This window comes from Legionella sp. W05-934-2, assembly GCF_964199965.1.
GTDB lineage: Bacteria > Pseudomonadota > Gammaproteobacteria > Legionellales > Legionellaceae > JAFIFT01.
In genome coordinates, this window is record NZ_CAXMZT010000011.1 from 55,489 (window position 1) to 71,427 (window position 15,939).

The following is a 15,939-nucleotide window of genomic DNA, read 5'->3' on the forward strand; positions in this document are numbered from 1 at the left end:
CTCAACAAGCGAACTTTAGTCACGTTACTTAATAAAAACCTTTACCCAAAAACGTTAACGCACCATTTTTAGTGTTGCCCTTGCTTACCCTATTTAAGCACAACTGATTTTAGATGTCAGCTGACTCGATGGTTTCAATAACAATCGTTTCTTTGGGGACATCAGCGTGCCCCATGTGGACGCCTGTTTTGACTTTAGCGATTTTATCAACCACATCCATCCCATCAACCACTTCGCCAAAAACGCAATATCCGTAGCCTTGCATATCTTCCGAGGTAAAGTTGAGAAAGTCATTATCCACTAAATTAATGAAAAATTGCGCTGTTGCGGAGTGAGGATTGCTAGTGCGCGCCATGGCAATGGTTCCACGCTTATTTGGCTTGGCTTGTTTTGCCTCATTCTCAACCGGTTGTTTGGTGGATTTTGTTTCCATCTCTTCCGTAAGGCCACCACCTTGAATCATAAAGGAATCAATGACCCGGTGGAAAATGGTATTTTCATAAAATCCATCCGCCACATACTGCTTAAAGTTAGCACTGGTTTTGGGTGCATTTTCTTCATCTAATTTAATGGTGATATCACCAAGATTTGTTTTTATCGTATACATAAAACCCTCTTTATTGTTTTGAATCATTTGAAGCACAAGACAAGATATGTTCACGCATAGTAAAACAAACATCTTGTAACACATGGATATTATGAATGCATGCCAACGCCGTAAAAGATCCTGCCTTTTGCTTGATTAGCTTGTGCAAATCAGCTCGGGTGTAATGTCGACATGTCAAACACTGGCAATCAGCCATGATAGGGGCCTTATCATCCATATATTGGCCTTTTTTAATTTGCAAGCGATGGTTATCGAACTCACTTTCAAACTTTAACCAATGCCCGCATGGCACAACTTTGCCATGATAAAGCGCACCATGCCTTGCATTCCTCGTTGGTGCGACACAGTCAAACATATCCACCCCTTGCTCAACCACATCGAGCAAATCCTGAGGCGACATGCCTACTCCCATACTATATCGGGGTTTTTGCTCGGGCAAATAACGATGAATGCCTGACAAAATTTCCACCGTAGCAGGCATATTAAACCCGATGCTTTCACCACCAATCGCAATCCCATCCAACGGTAAGCTGGTAACATACTCCGCACTTTCTTGCCGTAAATCATCATACAGCCCACCTTGAATGATGCCAAATAAGGCTTGAAAATAGCCATAGTCTGACAACGGATTTACTTGATGATAAGCCAACGATTGCCCTAACCAACGATGCGTTCTTTCCATGATACACTGGACTTGGTCCTTGGTGGCGCTATCCGGTGTGCACTGGTCAAAAGCCATAATGATATCCGCACCAATTGTTTTTTGAGTGGCTAATGACATTTCTGGTGTCATATGAATCACTTTGTCACTTTGAGGCAAAGTAAAATGAGCGCCCGTTTCATCAATGCGGCATAACGTTTCATCTTTGGATAAGCTAAACACCTGAAACCCACCGCTATCGGTTAACATCGGGCCTGACCACCCCATAAATCGATGCATCCCCCCCGCATTTCTAATAACGTCCATGCCGGGTGCACATAGCATATGATAGGTATTACCCCCTAAAATGATTTGACTGCCTGCCTGTTGCAACTCGGATATTGTCATGTTATTGACACCCGCTCGTGTACCAACAGGCATAAAGACTGGGGTTATGAAGCTTCCATGATACGTGTGCACTCGGCAAACCCGCGCTCGATTATGCGGGTGCTGAGCAACTAAATCCAAGGAAAACACATCATTCATAGGCTAATCAAAAAATGGGTAAGTATATACCCAATTAACTTCAAAATGCTAGTTTTATGCTATCCATTTTTTCGCCTTAAAATAATTAAGAGACTCGATACTAAGACTACCGCCACAAAATACAATAATCCCCATGCTGGGAGAGGCAATCCGAGAACATGATATTGTTCATGGGCGCAATCACCCGTTCCCATGAATACCGCCTCGATTACAGCTTGCCAAGGAAAATAATGAACCAGGGTATTAAGGCTAGGCATGCAAGCTGGTACAGCATCAGGCGGAAGGCTATGTAACCAAAGTTGTCGACCTGAGAAATAAACGCCTAACAAGGCAAAGCAAGTCATGATAATCATGACAGCTAACCAGCCGCTTTTCTCCACGCGACGTGACGCGAGAAATCCCAGCAAAGCAATCGATGCCGTGCAATATCGTTGCATGAGGCATAAAACGCAAGGAGTAAGGTTTAAGTGATGCTCTAGGTACAAGGAATAACCAACTACCAATGCGCTAATCAAACTTAATAACAACAGGCTAACGCGTACTTGGATTGCTGTCATTAACTTTTCCTAGGCAACATATACTCAATGGCTTCTTTGATATCCTTATCACTACAATCTAAGCAAGTTCCCTTGGCAGGCATCGCGTTTTTACCTTTAATCGCTGAGGCAACAAGCTCGTCCATTTTCATCTTTGCAAGACGAGGCTCCCATGCTGCTTTATCACGAAATATCGGGGCACCTGCAAGGCCAGACTTATGGCAAACTGCGCAGTATTGTTGGTAAATTTCTTCACCCGGTTCTTTTGCAACTTGCTCAGGTTGAGCAGGCTGCTTTTCAACTGGTGTTTGAGCATCTGCATTTTGTAGGCGAACACTGCCAACAGGGGCAATCCGCTCTTGTACCACTTGACGATCATAGTCATCAGCATGCACTGAGGTAAACATTACGGCCAATATTGTGAATATCGATGCTCTTAGCATAATCAAATTCTTAGGTAACCAAGATCTCAATATACCGCCAATCTATCAATTTTTCCAGTATCACTTGCTTTACAAAAAGGCGTTATCCCGCCATCAAAATTTCTTCTGCATCTAATTCTTCTAAATACTGGTGATATGACAAAATTTTATCTTTATCCAATTCAAACAAGACGTTGCCTTTGAGATGCGTATAATAATAAGTATGTTGAGAAACAAAGCGTTGCGCTGGGACAATCATTTTATCCCATTCCACATCTTTCTTTGCTAAAATATCGGTTTGCCAAAAACAGGGTAATACTTCGCGATTAACTAATTTTTCCAATATGTCATCACTGGCCCCCGCATCATAAGCCAGATCGCAGTAGTTACGCATGTCTTGTTCTGTTTTTACAATTAAAAAGCTAACATTGGCATCATCATCCAGCATTAATAAACTTCCCGAATAGTCGGCTAAATAGTACTCTTCAATACGTTGTTCAGCGCAATAATGTCGAAAAAATTCAGCAAATAATTTATCTTGTAAACAACTGGGAGATGAGACTGAGAGCATGCGAGTAATCATATCCGACATTGTCAGAAAATACTGATACTGTAGCTCGTAAATGCTTTTCGTAATTAATTCGGCTGCATGAGGATCGCTTTTTTTGATGTAGCGATCGATCAACCCTTCATTAAAGGCCTGTATCGCCAATGCCTCGTCTGCTTGACCAGTCAGCAGAATTTTTTTGATACTACTGTCTTCTATGCGCCGGCAAAACTCTAAACCATCAATACCAGGCATTGCATAATCAACAACAACAACCGAGATTTCTGAAAAGCGTCGAGGATTATAAACTTCCGCATGAATCGCAGCTAAATCAAGGTTGACGGTGTGGTTGGTTAAGGGGCAATTTTTTGCCTCCGTATACTCAGTAATGCAACGCTGACTCAATAAATCCAATTCACATCGCTTTTCGCGAATGCAATCTAGCGCATGGAATGGCGAATCAAACACACGATACGCTAATCCTTCATCAAGCTGCAAAACAAAGTTCAGTAGGAAATCGCGACTATCATCAACGAAAACAGCGGATGTAGGAAAATAGCAAGTAGGTATAGAAGAGTAATGCATAGCTCCTCCTGAGCAAGCGTTCCAGTCAATACATCATCTGAACACCGCATTGAACAAACCTCGTCCAAAGCCTGTTGTTAAATGCAGTTTATCATGAGCAAAGCGCAATTGCTATTGCAAGCAGGCCTGTAAAAATAAGTCCATCGACTCAAAAGCCCGTTTTGCCGCCGTCTGACTATACACGGTGCCTAATTTCGCATCCTGTGCAAGCGGATTTGTAAATGCATGGACAGTGCCGCCATACATATGCACTTGCCAATCAGCTTTCTTTTGAGTCATTTCATCACAAAAGGTTTGAACGGCCTGGGGGTCAACCATCGGATCATCATATCCATGCAAAACCAGCACGTTTGCTTTAATCGCTCTATCCGTAGCCTGCTCGGGGGCATTCAGTAAGCCATGCAGGCTGACAACACCCTTGACATCTTCCCCACTTCGCGCCAAATCCAAAACACATAGCCCGCCAAAGCAAAAACCAATCGCAGCAATTTTAGTAGCATCAACAGCAGGCATGCTTTTCGCCGCACTGAGGGCAGCCAACAAACGACCAAGTAAAAGGTTCCTATCATTAAGTAAAGGCATCATCAACGCCTGCTTTTCTTCATTTGTTTGGCCCGTTTTGCCATTCCCATACATATCAACAGCAATACCAACATACCCTTTTTTCGATAAGTCGATTGCATGCTGACAAGCAAATTCATTGCAACCCGACCAATCATGGACGACTAAGACAGCTGGACGAGGTTGATTAGGGTTACCCTCATGCGCAACAAACCCACAACATGTAACTCCTTGATGTTCATAGTTAAATTCTGTTTTTTTCATGCTTTTGCCTCTTAATTCTTATTAAATAAATGCCTTTAATCTGATATAGTCTAAAATTATACCCAAGACACTTCAAAATACTAGGGACATTCCCAACGGAACCCCTCTCATTTTACAAAGGGATTTAATAGGAGAACTTTATGAGTCAATATTTGGATAAAATGTGCGTCGTGCTCGCAAATACTTATGCACTATATCTTAAAACACAAAATTACCATTGGCATGTGAAAGGCCCCAATTTCAAATCGTTGCATGAATTATTTGAGGGTCAATATATTGAATTAGCAGATGCCGTTGACAAAATAGCAGAGCGCATCTTAACCATGGGCCACAATGCACCGGCTACCTTCAAACAGTTTGAGAAACTAAAAACCATCAAAGATGGTGACAGCAATAAAGCTGCGAACGATATGGTTCTGGAATTAGCGAATGATAATACGCTTATGAGCGAGTTTCTCAATGAGGTTATTCAAATCGCCAGCAAACACCATGATGAAGGATCCGTTGCCTTATTGGGAGAACGGATTGCAGCACATGAAAAAGCCATGTGGATGCTTGGTGCTTCCAAGGAAAGATAAAAAATAGACGGCGCGCTCTGTGTTTAGTCTAACAAGTGAAGGTAAGGACAGAGCTTACAGTATCTGCAGCATGTCTTGTAGATGTTTTATCGGCTCTATTTTTAGATCCACCGATTGTTTTGGGGCATTGGCATAGGGAAGAATTGCTCGTTTAAAGCCATGTTTAGCGGCTTCTTTTAAACGCTCTTGACCGCTTTGGACTGGACGAATTTCACCTGCCAACCCAACTTCTCCGAAAATCACCGTTTCTCTATCTAATATGCGGTTGCGGAGACTGGAAACAATTGCTGCCATCAGTGCCAAATCACTGGCTGTTTCGGTGACTTTTACCCCACCAACCACATTGATAAATACATCCTGATCGTAGGTAGCAATACCACCATGCCGATGCAAAACCGCTAATAAAATTGCCAGTCGGCTATGATCGAGCCCCGCTGTCACACGTTTTGGTTGAGAACCATGGGATTCATCCACTAAGGCTTGTAATTCGACGAGTAAAGGACGAGATCCTTCCCAAGTCACCATGATGGCACTGCCTGGCGTGGGTTCAGGCTGTCGTGATAGAAAAATGGCAGACGGGTTGGTGACCTCTTTTAAACCGCGATCGGTCATGGCAAAGACACCTAACTCATTGACAGCACCGAAGCGGTTTTTAATGGCTCGAATGACTCGAAAGCGGCTATCGCTTTGTCCCTCAAAATATAAAACTGAATCAACCATATGCTCCAAAACTCTTGGCCCTGCTAGGGCGCCATCTTTGGTAACATGTCCCACTAAAAAGACTGCCGTTTGCGTCATTTTTGCATATCGAACAATCTGGGCGGTGGATTCTCTAACTTGACTCACCCCACCCGGTGCAGCGCTTATTGAGTCGGTAAATATCGTTTGCACTGAATCAATCACCATCACTCTTGGCTTTTCATTATTCGCGTGGTGCAATATGGTTTCAACGTTTGTTTCAGCTAATAATCGAAGGCCTTTAATAGGCAACTGCAACCGTCTTGCACGCATTGCAACTTGTTGCAGTGACTCCTCACCTGTCACATATAAAACAGCATCCTCTTGTGCTAAATTTGCTAGACACTGTAACAATAAGGTTGACTTCCCAATGCCAGGGTCACCCCCTAACAGCACAACCGAACCATCCACTAATCCACCACCTAAAACGCGATTAAGCTCAGACAGTTTCGAGTCTAGCCTGGCTTGAGTATCCAGGGAAACTTCTTCAACGGAGGTAACGGATGAACGTTCATTAGCCCAGTTCTGATTTCTTGGATTTGACTTTGTCGATGCGACCGCCTCTTCTGCAAGCGTATTCCATTGCCCACATTGATTGCATTGCCCTGCCCATTGCCAATACGTGGCAGCGCATTGACTGCAAACATAACGCGTTTTGGTTTTCATGAAGAAGAACCCGCTTCAATCACCGATTGACCGCCCATATAGGATTGGAGTGCTTTGGGAATTTTGATACTACCATCTTGTTGCTGATAATTTTCCATGATAGCCACCAACGTCCTTCCTACCGCCAAACCAGAACCATTGAGCGTATGTACCAGCTCATTTTTCTTATGATCAGCTGATTTAAATCTTGCTTTCATTCGTCGCGCTTGGAATGCTTCCATATTTGAACACGATGATATCTCTCGATAGGTATTTTGACTTGGCAACCAAACTTCCAAATCATAGGTCTTTGCCGAGCTTGCACCCAAATCCCCCGTGCATAATGCCACAACACGGTAGGGGAGCTCTAACCGCTGCAAAATCACTTCAGCATGTTGGGTTAGTTTTTCGAGCGTTTCATAAGACTGATTGGGATGACAAACCCATACCAACTCAACTTTTTCAAATTGATGCTGTCGAATCATGCCTTTGGTATCACGGCCATACGATCCTGCCTCACTGCGAAAGCAAGGGGAATGACAAACATACTGAATCGGGAGGTTCTCTTCCGATAAAATCACATCTCGAACCGTATTGGTAACTGGAATTTCAGACGTTGATGTTAAATAATAGGGAGCATCCCCTTTCAACTTGAACAAGTCATCCTCAAATTTCGGTAGCTGGCCTGTACCCATCAAGCTATCGGCATTGACAATATAGGGGACATAAATTTCTTCATACCCATGTTCTTTGATGTGGATGTCCATCATAAATTGAATGAGGGCCCGGTGTAATTTCGCAATATCTCGGCGCATAACAACAAAACGGCTACCCGCAATTTTAGCCGCAAGGGCGAAGTCCATTTGTCCTAAGGATTCGCCAAGATCATCGTGAGCCTTCGGGGGGAATGAAAAGGAAGTTGGCTTTCCCCAATCTCGGACAAAGGCATTGTCTTCTTCGTCCTTACCAACGGGAACACTTTCGTGTGGCAAATTGGGCATGCTCATGAGCATTGTATCAAGTTGTTGAAGCACGTCATTTAAAGCATGCTTTTTTAACTCAAGTTTTTCCCCAAGTTTTGACACCTCTTCGCGCAACGGCGCAATATCTTCACCTGCTTGCTTAGCTTGGCCAATTGCCTTGGAACGAACATTTCGCTCATTTTGAAGGGATTGCGTTTCGATTTGTAAATTTTTACGTTCGTCTTCTAAAGCCAAAAAATGATTCACATCAAAGTGAAACCCTCGCTTTTCTAACGCCTCCGCGACAGCGTGGGGATCATCACGCAAGCGTTGTATATCTAACATGCCTATCCTTTAATCAAAAACGATGCAATATAAGCGCCAGCAAGGACACCCGCCAAAGCACCTATATTATTAATGCCAATATTTGCCGTTAATTTTAGCCATTGATGGTGTTGCCAGTAAAGAAGATTTTCTGCTGAAAAGGCCGAGAATGTCGTAAAAGCACCTAAAAATCCGGTAAAAACAAATAGTCGCATTTCAGCTGATGGCACAATTCGCTCAGAAAATGCAATGAGTAGAAAGCCAGCAATGAACGAGCCTAGCAGGTTAACGATGATTGTTGCCCAAGGCAACTCATTGGCTCGATACAACAAGATAACCGTTATGGAATAACGGCAACAGGCGCCAATAGCGCCACCAATTGCGACAACCAAAAATTGGTGCCAAAACATTACCGGACAATTCCTCTGGTTGATTGATTTATCGCATCGATCAATGGAATAACTTCCGGATGTTCAGACTGCATTGCCTCAAGTTCGCTGACGGCTTGCAGAGTGGTTAGGCTTTTGCGAAAGACAATTTTGTAAGCCTTTCTCAAAGCATCCACCGCTTCAACAGAAAATCCACGTCGTTTGATACCAACGGAATTGATGCCACAGGTCGTTGCTTCTGGCCCCACAACCATCACATAGGGGACGACATCTTTGGTCACATACGTTGCACGTGAGATAAAAGCATGCCGACCAACTTTGCAAAACTGATGAACGGCAGCATAAGGGCCTATATTAACGTAATCACCAATTTCAACATGACCAGCCAATGCAGCATAATTCACCATAATGATATGATCTCCAAGTTGGCAATCATGGCCAATATGGGCATAAGCCATTAAGAAATTGTGATTCCCAATCCTTGTGACACCGCCGCCTTTAACTGTGCCACGGTTGATCATGCAATACTCACGAATGGTATTGTAGTCACCAATTTCTAAACGCGTATCTTCCCCATCATAGTTTATGTCTTGTGGTTCATCGCCTATGGATGCAAATTGAAAAATTTTATTATGCTTTCCGATGACAGTCGGCCCTTTAATCACCGCATAAGGTCCAATAGTTGTCCCCTCACCTATCACGACTTTCGCGCCGATAATCGCGCCAGGTCCTACGGTTACCCCTTCGGCTATCTGAGCTGAGGGGTCAATAATCGCATTTTTATCAATCACTTTTCGATTTCCTTAGAGGCACTCATTAAATCTGCCGAACAGACCAGTTTATCATCAACAAACGCCTCACCATGCATTCGCCAGAAATTCCTTTTTTGGCCAATTAAAGTAACATGAAGACGTAACGTATCTCCTGGTTGCACTACCTGTTTGAACTTGGCATTATCAATGCCTGCAAAAAAGTGTAAATTCTCGAATCCAGGCTTAGTATCTACCGATAAGTTAAACAGCACCACACACGCCTGTGCCAATGCTTCTAGAATTAATACCCCTGGCATGACAGGATTACCAGGGAAATGGCCGTTGAAATAAGGTTCATTGATGGTGACATTTTTTGTTGCTGTTAGAAAATCTAACACTTTGTAATCTTCCACCCTGTCGATCAACAAAAAAGGATAACGATGTGGCAACAAGGCCAACATGTCATTGATTTCAATACGATTAGTCATCTATCTACTCACTCACATGATTTTGATTATTCAACCATAATTGGTTATGAATTTCCAAAGCTTTTATTCTGTCAACCCAATTTTCCAACTGTCGAAAACGAACCACATTCTTTCGCCAATGTTGATGCTCCGACACCATGGTGCCAGAGGAAAATATGCCTGCTTTTTTTAGCGATTTACTAACGGTTGACATACCCGTAACAACAACTTCATCAGCTAAATATACATTCGCTGCAATTGTACTTGCGCCTCCAATGATGCAGTGTGAACCAATCTCACAATTAGCACCGATCGCAGCACAGCCTGCAATTGCCGTATAGGGACCTATCACCGTATCATGGGCAATTTGTACCAAGTTATCAATAATGACGCCACGACTAATGATTGTATCCGTATAACCGCCCCGATCGATAACCGTATTGGCACCAACATGTACATTATCTTCGATGATAACCGACCCGTAAGAAGGACCTCGTTGCCAAATGCCGCCAGATTTTACACCATTAAATGGAAAAGCGCCAATGACCGTGCCACTGTCTATCTCAACTTGATCGCCGATTATCGTATGGTGATGCACCACGCTTGCATGATTAATGGATGAATTTGCACCAATGTAAGCATCCGCCTCAATCACACAACCCACACCAATAGTAACATTATCGCCGAGTACAACTCCCTCACCAATATAGGAATTGGCACCAATGCTAACATTTTGTCCAAGTTCACAGCTTAAGGAAATTAACGCATTTGGATGAATAAACCCTCGTTGAGAATTCGTAGACTCAAGACAATTTTGAATTTGAGTAATGGCAATCGCTGGATCGTTGACAATTAAAGCATTGGTTGGACACACATCCACATATTGCTGGGTCAGAACAACCGCACCCGCTTGTGTATCATGCAACCATTTTAACCTGACAGGGTTATCAAAAAAAGCGACATGAGAAGCATTTGCCGCCGCGAGGGATGCGACGGCTGATATTTTCTTTTGCGCGTCACCATGGACAATTGCATTGACATGGTTTGCTATTTGCTCAAGTGTTTTCACCTTACTTTAACGCTTTTAACACCTTGTCGGTAACATCCAATTTACTATTACTGTAAGGAACACTTTCTTTTTGCACAATCAAATCAAACTTATCTGCTTCCGCTACTTTGCTAACAGCTTGCTGAACTTCTTTACCTAATTTTTGCATTGCCTGGTTGTGAGCATTGCTTAGATCTTGTTGATAAGCTTGTCCTTCTTTATCAAATTTTTGCTGGGCTTCGATAAGTTTTTGCTGGGCTTCTTTCTTCTTAGCATCGCTCATCACTGCACTATCGCGCTTAAAGGCTTCAAAATCTTTTTTCAATTTTTCTTCCATTTTCACCAACTCATCGCGACGGCTTTTAAATTTCTTTTCCAGTTCATTGCGGATATTATCTAATTTGCCAGAAGACTGTGTTAATTTTTGGAAATCCACCACACCAATCTTATTATCCGCATAGGCGGTTGAGAAAGTAGCAACTAACAGCGCTGACATCAAAAGGGTTCGAACTCGGTTCATGTTTATCTCCAGGATTAAAATAGCTTATCGTAACATAAACCATACGATACACAACCCCCCGTCATTACAATTTTTAATCAGTTGGAGAGCACATTCTTTCGCCTAAGTATTTACTGCACTTTAATAGGCAAATCATCACCTAGGATTAAGTTGACTAAAACAGCGTATTCTGAGGCAACTTAGGCCTAAATGTTAGAACGTCGATGATAATGCGAATTGGAAATATTGATCTCGGTCGCCTGGCTGTTTGTTTAATGGGCTAGCTAAACTAAACGATAATGGACCAAACGGCGATCGCCAATCAAGTGATATACCGCCCGAATAACGAACAGGTCCCGACAAAGTACCAGTAAACACTACGGGAGTACCTTTAGCATAAACATTACCTGCATCAACAAACAAAGAAGTACGGAACGTATCTCGACTTAACGGATAAGGTAATATTAAGCCCAATGAGCCATTGACAAGGAAGTTTGCACCCAAAGAGTTGCCAAAGATATCCTTTGGTCCTAAGGAGAAACTATCATAGCCACGAACCATCCCTGGATTAGCAATACCCCCGGCGAAATAATTTTCAAAAAACGGTAATCCAACGCCTCGCTGGAAGGAATCACCAAAGGCCACATTACCCATGGCACTAAAAATAAACCCTTTGAATAAAGGCTGGAACCAATGAGCTTGGTAGCCTGATTTATAATAAGATAAAGAGCGGGAATTAGCAGGCAATGCAGCAAGACCCGATACCGCCTGATTAAACCCTTTCGTTGGGAAAGGCATTTGGTTATATGAATTGCTCACCCACCCAGCAGAGAATCGAATTTCGTCATAATTAGTTCCTTGCGTTGCAATAAAAGCCATAATTTGAGGAACCGCTCCTGCGGAACGAATATCTAAATCTTGATACCCCATTCCCAGCTGCACACTGCTGATATCACTTAAACGGATGTTATAATTTAAATCGACGCCATATCGATTTGAATTATAACTACTAATATCAAGTTTGCGTGGGTTTACTTTCGAAAAATACACGCTAACACCTCGGCCAATGCCGGTGTTGGTATAAAAAGGGTTAAAGTAATTCAGGGAATAATCTTGCCCCCATCGGCTCGCATTAAACGCAAAACCAAGCGAACGACCTGTTCCCATAAAGTTGTGTTGGTTTGCCGATACATTAAATTGCAGACCCGTCGTACCAATGCCTAATGAAGCACTCGCTTCAGCAGATGGTGCTTCTTCAACTTGCACATCCAAATCCACTTGATTGTTTGTGCCAGGCACTGGGTTGGTTTTTATATTCACGTTTTTTAAATACCCCAATATCCGCAGCTGTCTCTCACTCTCTTTGACATTATGTAACGTTAATAAAGCACCCTCATCTTGGGTAATAACACTCCGAAGGGCATAGTCAGCGGTCTTGGTATTACCATGGAAATTGATGCGGCGAACATAGACGTGGCGACCTGGCTCGATGGAAAAATGGATGAAGACTGTTTTGTTCTGCTCATCAATGCGAGGCTCGGCGTTGATAGCCGGAAACCCATAGCCCTTATCACCTAAGGCTTTGCCAATTTCAGAAATACTTTCCGTCAGTGCTTTGCGAGAAAAAACATCGCCCTTTTTCACCAAAACTAATTGCTCAACTCTATCCTTGGGTAGAATAGTTTTCCCAGAAATACTAAATCCTGAAAAATGGTATTGAGGTCCTTCCTCAATATGAATATTAATATAGACGTCTTTTTTGTCCGTCGATAACAAAACTTGCGAAGAAATGATCTGAAATTTTAAATACCCTCTGTCTAGATAGAAAGAACGGATTGCTTCCAGAGAAGCATCTAAACCTGGCTTATTGTATTGATCTTTCTTGGTAAAATAGGTGAACAGCCCCCTTTCTTGTAACGTCATTTGCGACAACAATTCATGTTCAGGGAAGTCATGGTTGCCAATGATTTTTATCGCTCGAATGCGCGATACCCGACCTTCGGATATAGTAATTGATATCGCCACCCGATTGTCCGTCAACTCAGTGACCTTTGTCTCAATACGTGCATTATACTTTCCGCGAGCATAATAGGCTTGTTTGAGTTCCGCTGTCAGTCTTTCTAAAACAGATAACTGGAATACGCGGCCTTTGATCAACCCCATTTCTTTCAGAAAATCATTCATTTTATCTTTGGGGATCTGGGTATTCCCAGTGATATTAATCGAGCCGATAGTTGAACGCTCAACTACTTTCACGATTAAGGTATCGCCTTCCCGCTCAAGGCTCACAGATTGGAAAAATCCGGTATCGTATAAAGATTGGATAATCTTTGCAGTTGATTGAGCGCCAATGGATTCGCCAATACGAACCGGTAGATAGTTTAATACCGTTCCTTGACTGACTCGTTGTGCCCCGACCACTTTGATGTGTTTGACAACAAATCCGCTCGCATCAGCAATCTGCGAGCCACTCCACAAGGCTGAAGCATAGCAGATATTCAAAAGAAATTTTCGACTAATTGTTTTCATTATTATTTTTATTCCACAACTGCAAAAACACGCCTGATTGACAATTGATGATTGTAAAACAGAAGCTCCGTTTTATAGAATCACAGCCCGAATGTCAAGAAAAAGTCTATTAATTAGTCAAGTTATTTTTCTAGGAGGAATCCTATCTAGGAGAATATTCGTGCCAAATCGTTTGTAACAGCAAGACCCATTAACATAAACAATAGGCCAAGACCAACATAGGTCAGGGCAATTTGAAATGCTGGGGAAACCGGCCTCCCTCGAATGCCTTCAATCACATAAAAAAATAAATGGCCACCATCCAACATGGGAATGGGTAATAAATTCAACACACCCAGACTAACACTAACAACAGCTAAGAAAAAAAGATAATAGACAATACCACTTCTTCCTGAATTACCAGCACCTTGAGCGATGCCAACTGGTCCGCTAATCGTATCAAGTGACATTTTTCCGGTTATTAACCGACCAATAAAGAGGATGGTTGCTGAGCTAAGATCCCAGGTTTGTTCAAGGGCTTGCCCCATCGCAGCGATTGGTCCCTTTTTTTGGATACGGAGATATTTTGCAGGCCATTGATCGGTTTTAGCCTGAACCCCAAGCCCCCCTATCAACTGACCATCTATCTCCTTGGATGTCGTTTTCACAGAATAGGTATAATGTTTCTCACCACGGCTCACTGTGACTTGGACAAGTTTATTCGGGTTATCTTTGACAAAATTAACCATGTCGTCCCATTGATGAATGGGCATGCCATTGATTGCAATAATAAGGTCTTTTGGTTTAATACCTGCTTTTGCAGCAGGCATATCCGCTGGAGCATGAGCAATAATCGGTAACACAGGTGGTATAAAGGGGCGAATGCCGAGACTTTTAATTAGATTAGGTCTTTTAGGGTCAATTTCCCATGCGGCTAAGGGTAGTTGATGGCTTGTCACCTGGTTGTTAGATAATGACTTGACTTGAATTGTCACCGAATCATCACTGCCAATGTGGGCCATCAGTGTATATTGAAAATCACGCCAAGAACGAATTTTCTCGCCGTCCAATTCAATGATTTCAGTATTAGGTGGAACCCCTGCTTTCGCAGCAACACCATTTGGCTCCACTTGTTTAATAATCGGTGCCAATGATTTTATTCCAATCATCCAAACAAGCCATAAGGCAAAAAAAGCGAAGATGAAATTAAAGAATGGGCCCGCTAATACAATGAGCGCCCGTTTCCAAATTGGTTGGTTATTAAAGGCAAAGGGTTTATCTTCTGGCGCCACTTCCCCTTCATTCTCATCCAACATTTTAACATAGCCACCGAGTGGCCATAGAGACCAGGCATATTCAGTCCCTTTTTTAGACGTGTATTTAGCCAATATATGACCAAACCCAAAAGAAAACCGAAGCACTTTTACTCCGCATAAACGGGCAACGAGAAAATGGCCAAATTCATGAAAAGTGACCAATAAGAGTAAGGCGAATAAAAAATATAACAATGTGCTTGTCATCAATGGATTCCAAGGTTTAACCAAATAAGTCCTGCATAAAAAATGGGTGCTGTGGATATCAAACTATCTAATCGATCTAGAATTCCGCCATGACCAGGTAGGATGTTCCCCGTATCTTTTAGCTTACACTTTCTTTTTAGCACACTTATAAACAAATCACCAAATATAGAAACAATAAAACAACTAAATAAGAGAAAATACCATTGTAAAAGCGACACCGGTTGGAAATAAGCCGCTCCCAATAACGCAATACACGCGACAAAGAAAAATCCACCCAAAAATCCTTCCCAACTTTTTCCGGGACTCACCAAGGGGATTAACTTATGTTTACCCCATAGCTTACCAAACGTATAAGCCCCAATATCCGCCGCCCATACGATAAAGAAAAGATACAAAATTAGGGCCTTCCCATGCTTTAAGCAGAAAATACCTTGCATGGCGTAAGCAAATAAATTGGAAACGACAATAGCCAATACCAAAATAATAGATGGCCTTGCCCATATTGATGTTCCGCTTGGGTATAACACAATAAATACAATAATGGGAACCCAAATTAATACAAGAAAAATTATCCAGTCTGAATGAATATAACTCACACTTAACAATGACAAGCTATAAATCAACACAAAAAACCCATTAGCTTGCATACTATGTAGTGGTATAAGCTTGTGCCATTCATATGCAGCAAGCATTAATACTGCAAAGAAAACCATATAAACTGTTTGTGAAGGTGCCCAAAACAATAGCGCTAATAGGCAAGGAATCAATACCAAGGATGTTATCAATCGCTGTATAAACATG

Annotated in this window: 17 protein-coding genes; 1 reads left to right on the forward strand and 16 read right to left on the reverse strand. The window is 42.4% G+C overall.

The annotated features are described in order from the left end of the window. Window positions 1-109: 109 nt before the first annotated feature. The 6 genes from AB3348_RS12435 to AB3348_RS12460 form a co-directional block, all read right to left on the reverse strand. Window positions 110-607 carry a peptidylprolyl isomerase gene (locus tag AB3348_RS12435; RefSeq protein WP_367607918.1) on the reverse strand — a complete coding sequence of 166 codons (498 nt, stop codon included), beginning with the start codon at window positions 605-607 and terminating at the stop codon, window positions 110-112. 10 nt (window positions 608-617) lie between these two features. Then, window positions 618-1,793, reverse strand: a complete 1,176-nt coding sequence (tgt, locus tag AB3348_RS12440) for a tRNA guanosine(34) transglycosylase Tgt (RefSeq protein ID WP_367607919.1) — start codon at window positions 1,791-1,793, stop codon at window positions 618-620. Between the two features lie 59 nt (window positions 1,794-1,852). Further along, the gene (locus AB3348_RS12445; RefSeq protein ID WP_367607920.1) at window positions 1,853-2,350 is read right to left on the reverse strand and encodes a disulfide bond formation protein B; all 498 of its coding nucleotides are present in this window, start codon (window positions 2,348-2,350) and stop codon (window positions 1,853-1,855) included. Then, window positions 2,350-2,736, reverse strand: a complete 387-nt coding sequence (locus AB3348_RS12450; RefSeq protein WP_367607921.1) for a cytochrome c5 family protein — start codon at window positions 2,734-2,736, stop codon at window positions 2,350-2,352. Before AB3348_RS12450 ends, AB3348_RS12445 begins: the two co-directional genes overlap by 1 nt. 118 nt (window positions 2,737-2,854) lie before the next feature. After that, a complete protein-coding gene (locus AB3348_RS12455; protein ID WP_367607922.1) occupies window positions 2,855-3,883 on the reverse strand; it encodes a response regulator in 1,029 nt (342 codons plus the stop codon). A 111-nt stretch (window positions 3,884-3,994) separates the two neighbouring features. Continuing rightward, on the reverse strand, window positions 3,995-4,708 hold the full coding sequence (locus AB3348_RS12460) for a dienelactone hydrolase family protein (protein WP_367607923.1): 714 nt from the start codon (window positions 4,706-4,708) through the stop codon (window positions 3,995-3,997). A gap of 140 nt (window positions 4,709-4,848) precedes the next feature. Between AB3348_RS12460 and AB3348_RS12465 the strand changes: the two genes are divergently transcribed. Further along, window positions 4,849-5,286, forward strand: coding sequence for a Dps family protein (locus AB3348_RS12465; RefSeq protein ID WP_367607924.1), 438 nt, complete (start codon window positions 4,849-4,851; stop codon window positions 5,284-5,286). 54 nt (window positions 5,287-5,340) lie between these two features. On the opposite strand, the gene radA is transcribed toward AB3348_RS12465, so the two are convergent. The 10 genes from radA to AB3348_RS12515 all read right to left on the reverse strand — a co-directional run bounded on the left by radA (window position 5,341) and on the right by AB3348_RS12515 (window position 15,938). Further along, window positions 5,341-6,690, reverse strand: coding sequence for a DNA repair protein RadA (gene radA, locus AB3348_RS12470; protein WP_367607925.1), 1,350 nt, complete (start codon window positions 6,688-6,690; stop codon window positions 5,341-5,343). Next, a complete protein-coding gene (gene serS / locus AB3348_RS12475; protein ID WP_367607926.1) occupies window positions 6,687-7,976 on the reverse strand; it encodes a serine--tRNA ligase in 1,290 nt (429 codons plus the stop codon). The genes radA and serS overlap by 4 nt, the downstream gene beginning before the upstream one ends. A 2-nt stretch (window positions 7,977-7,978) precedes the next feature. Next, a complete protein-coding gene (crcB, locus tag AB3348_RS12480; RefSeq protein ID WP_367607927.1) occupies window positions 7,979-8,365 on the reverse strand; it encodes a fluoride efflux transporter CrcB in 387 nt (128 codons plus the stop codon). Then, window positions 8,365-9,135, reverse strand: coding sequence for an acyl-ACP--UDP-N-acetylglucosamine O-acyltransferase (gene lpxA, locus AB3348_RS12485; RefSeq protein ID WP_367607928.1), 771 nt, complete (start codon window positions 9,133-9,135; stop codon window positions 8,365-8,367). Before lpxA ends, crcB begins: the two co-directional genes overlap by 1 nt. Continuing rightward, on the reverse strand, window positions 9,132-9,584 hold the full coding sequence (gene fabZ, locus AB3348_RS12490; RefSeq protein WP_367607929.1) for a 3-hydroxyacyl-ACP dehydratase FabZ: 453 nt from the start codon (window positions 9,582-9,584) through the stop codon (window positions 9,132-9,134). The genes lpxA and fabZ overlap by 4 nt, the downstream gene beginning before the upstream one ends. A 4-nt stretch (window positions 9,585-9,588) precedes the next feature. After that, window positions 9,589-10,632, reverse strand: coding sequence for a UDP-3-O-(3-hydroxymyristoyl)glucosamine N-acyltransferase (lpxD, locus tag AB3348_RS12495; RefSeq protein ID WP_367607930.1), 1,044 nt, complete (start codon window positions 10,630-10,632; stop codon window positions 9,589-9,591). 1 nt (window position 10,633) lies between these two features. Next, window positions 10,634-11,131 (reverse strand): OmpH family outer membrane protein, encoded by a 498-nt coding sequence (locus AB3348_RS12500; protein WP_367607931.1) that lies wholly within the window; start codon window positions 11,129-11,131, stop codon window positions 10,634-10,636. 192 nt (window positions 11,132-11,323) lie between these two features. Then, a complete protein-coding gene (gene bamA, locus AB3348_RS12505) occupies window positions 11,324-13,639 on the reverse strand; it encodes an outer membrane protein assembly factor BamA (protein ID WP_367607932.1) in 2,316 nt (771 codons plus the stop codon). A gap of 146 nt (window positions 13,640-13,785) precedes the next feature. After that, on the reverse strand, window positions 13,786-15,138 hold the full coding sequence (gene rseP / locus AB3348_RS12510) for an RIP metalloprotease RseP (RefSeq protein WP_367607933.1): 1,353 nt from the start codon (window positions 15,136-15,138) through the stop codon (window positions 13,786-13,788). Then, the gene (locus AB3348_RS12515; protein WP_367607934.1) at window positions 15,138-15,938 is read right to left on the reverse strand and encodes a phosphatidate cytidylyltransferase; all 801 of its coding nucleotides are present in this window, start codon (window positions 15,936-15,938) and stop codon (window positions 15,138-15,140) included. The genes rseP and AB3348_RS12515 overlap by 1 nt, the downstream gene beginning before the upstream one ends. Window position 15,939: the final 1 nt, after the last annotated feature.

Bases quoted from the DNA above. Each gene is read 5' to 3' on its own strand.
- serS (WP_367607926.1), bottom strand. From the start codon at position 7,976: ATGTTAGATATACAACGCTTGCGTGATGATCCCCACGCTGTCGCGGAG.
- AB3348_RS12500 (WP_367607931.1), bottom strand. From the start codon at position 11,131: ATGAACCGAGTTCGAACCCTTTTGATGTCAGCGCTGTTAGTTGCTACT.
- AB3348_RS12515 (WP_367607934.1), bottom strand. From the start codon at position 15,938: ATGTTTATACAGCGATTGATAACATCCTTGGTATTGATTCCTTGCCTA.
- AB3348_RS12460 (WP_367607923.1), bottom strand. From the start codon at position 4,708: ATGAAAAAAACAGAATTTAACTATGAACATCAAGGAGTTACATGTTGT.
- AB3348_RS12445 (WP_367607920.1), bottom strand. From the start codon at position 2,350: ATGACAGCAATCCAAGTACGCGTTAGCCTGTTGTTATTAAGTTTGATT.
- AB3348_RS12465 (WP_367607924.1), top strand. From the start codon at position 4,849: ATGAGTCAATATTTGGATAAAATGTGCGTCGTGCTCGCAAATACTTAT.
- AB3348_RS12435 (WP_367607918.1), bottom strand. From the start codon at position 607: ATGTATACGATAAAAACAAATCTTGGTGATATCACCATTAAATTAGAT.
- rseP (WP_367607933.1), bottom strand. From the start codon at position 15,138: ATGACAAGCACATTGTTATATTTTTTATTCGCCTTACTCTTATTGGTC.
- crcB (WP_367607927.1), bottom strand. From the start codon at position 8,365: ATGTTTTGGCACCAATTTTTGGTTGTCGCAATTGGTGGCGCTATTGGC.
- radA (WP_367607925.1), bottom strand. From the start codon at position 6,690: ATGAAAACCAAAACGCGTTATGTTTGCAGTCAATGCGCTGCCACGTAT.
- fabZ (WP_367607929.1), bottom strand. From the start codon at position 9,584: ATGACTAATCGTATTGAAATCAATGACATGTTGGCCTTGTTGCCACAT.
- bamA (WP_367607932.1), bottom strand. From the start codon at position 13,639: ATGAAAACAATTAGTCGAAAATTTCTTTTGAATATCTGCTATGCTTCA.
- AB3348_RS12450 (WP_367607921.1), bottom strand. From the start codon at position 2,736: ATGTTTACCTCAGTGCATGCTGATGACTATGATCGTCAAGTGGTACAA.
- AB3348_RS12455 (WP_367607922.1), bottom strand. From the start codon at position 3,883: ATGCATTACTCTTCTATACCTACTTGCTATTTTCCTACATCCGCTGTT.
- tgt (WP_367607919.1), bottom strand. From the start codon at position 1,793: ATGAATGATGTGTTTTCCTTGGATTTAGTTGCTCAGCACCCGCATAAT.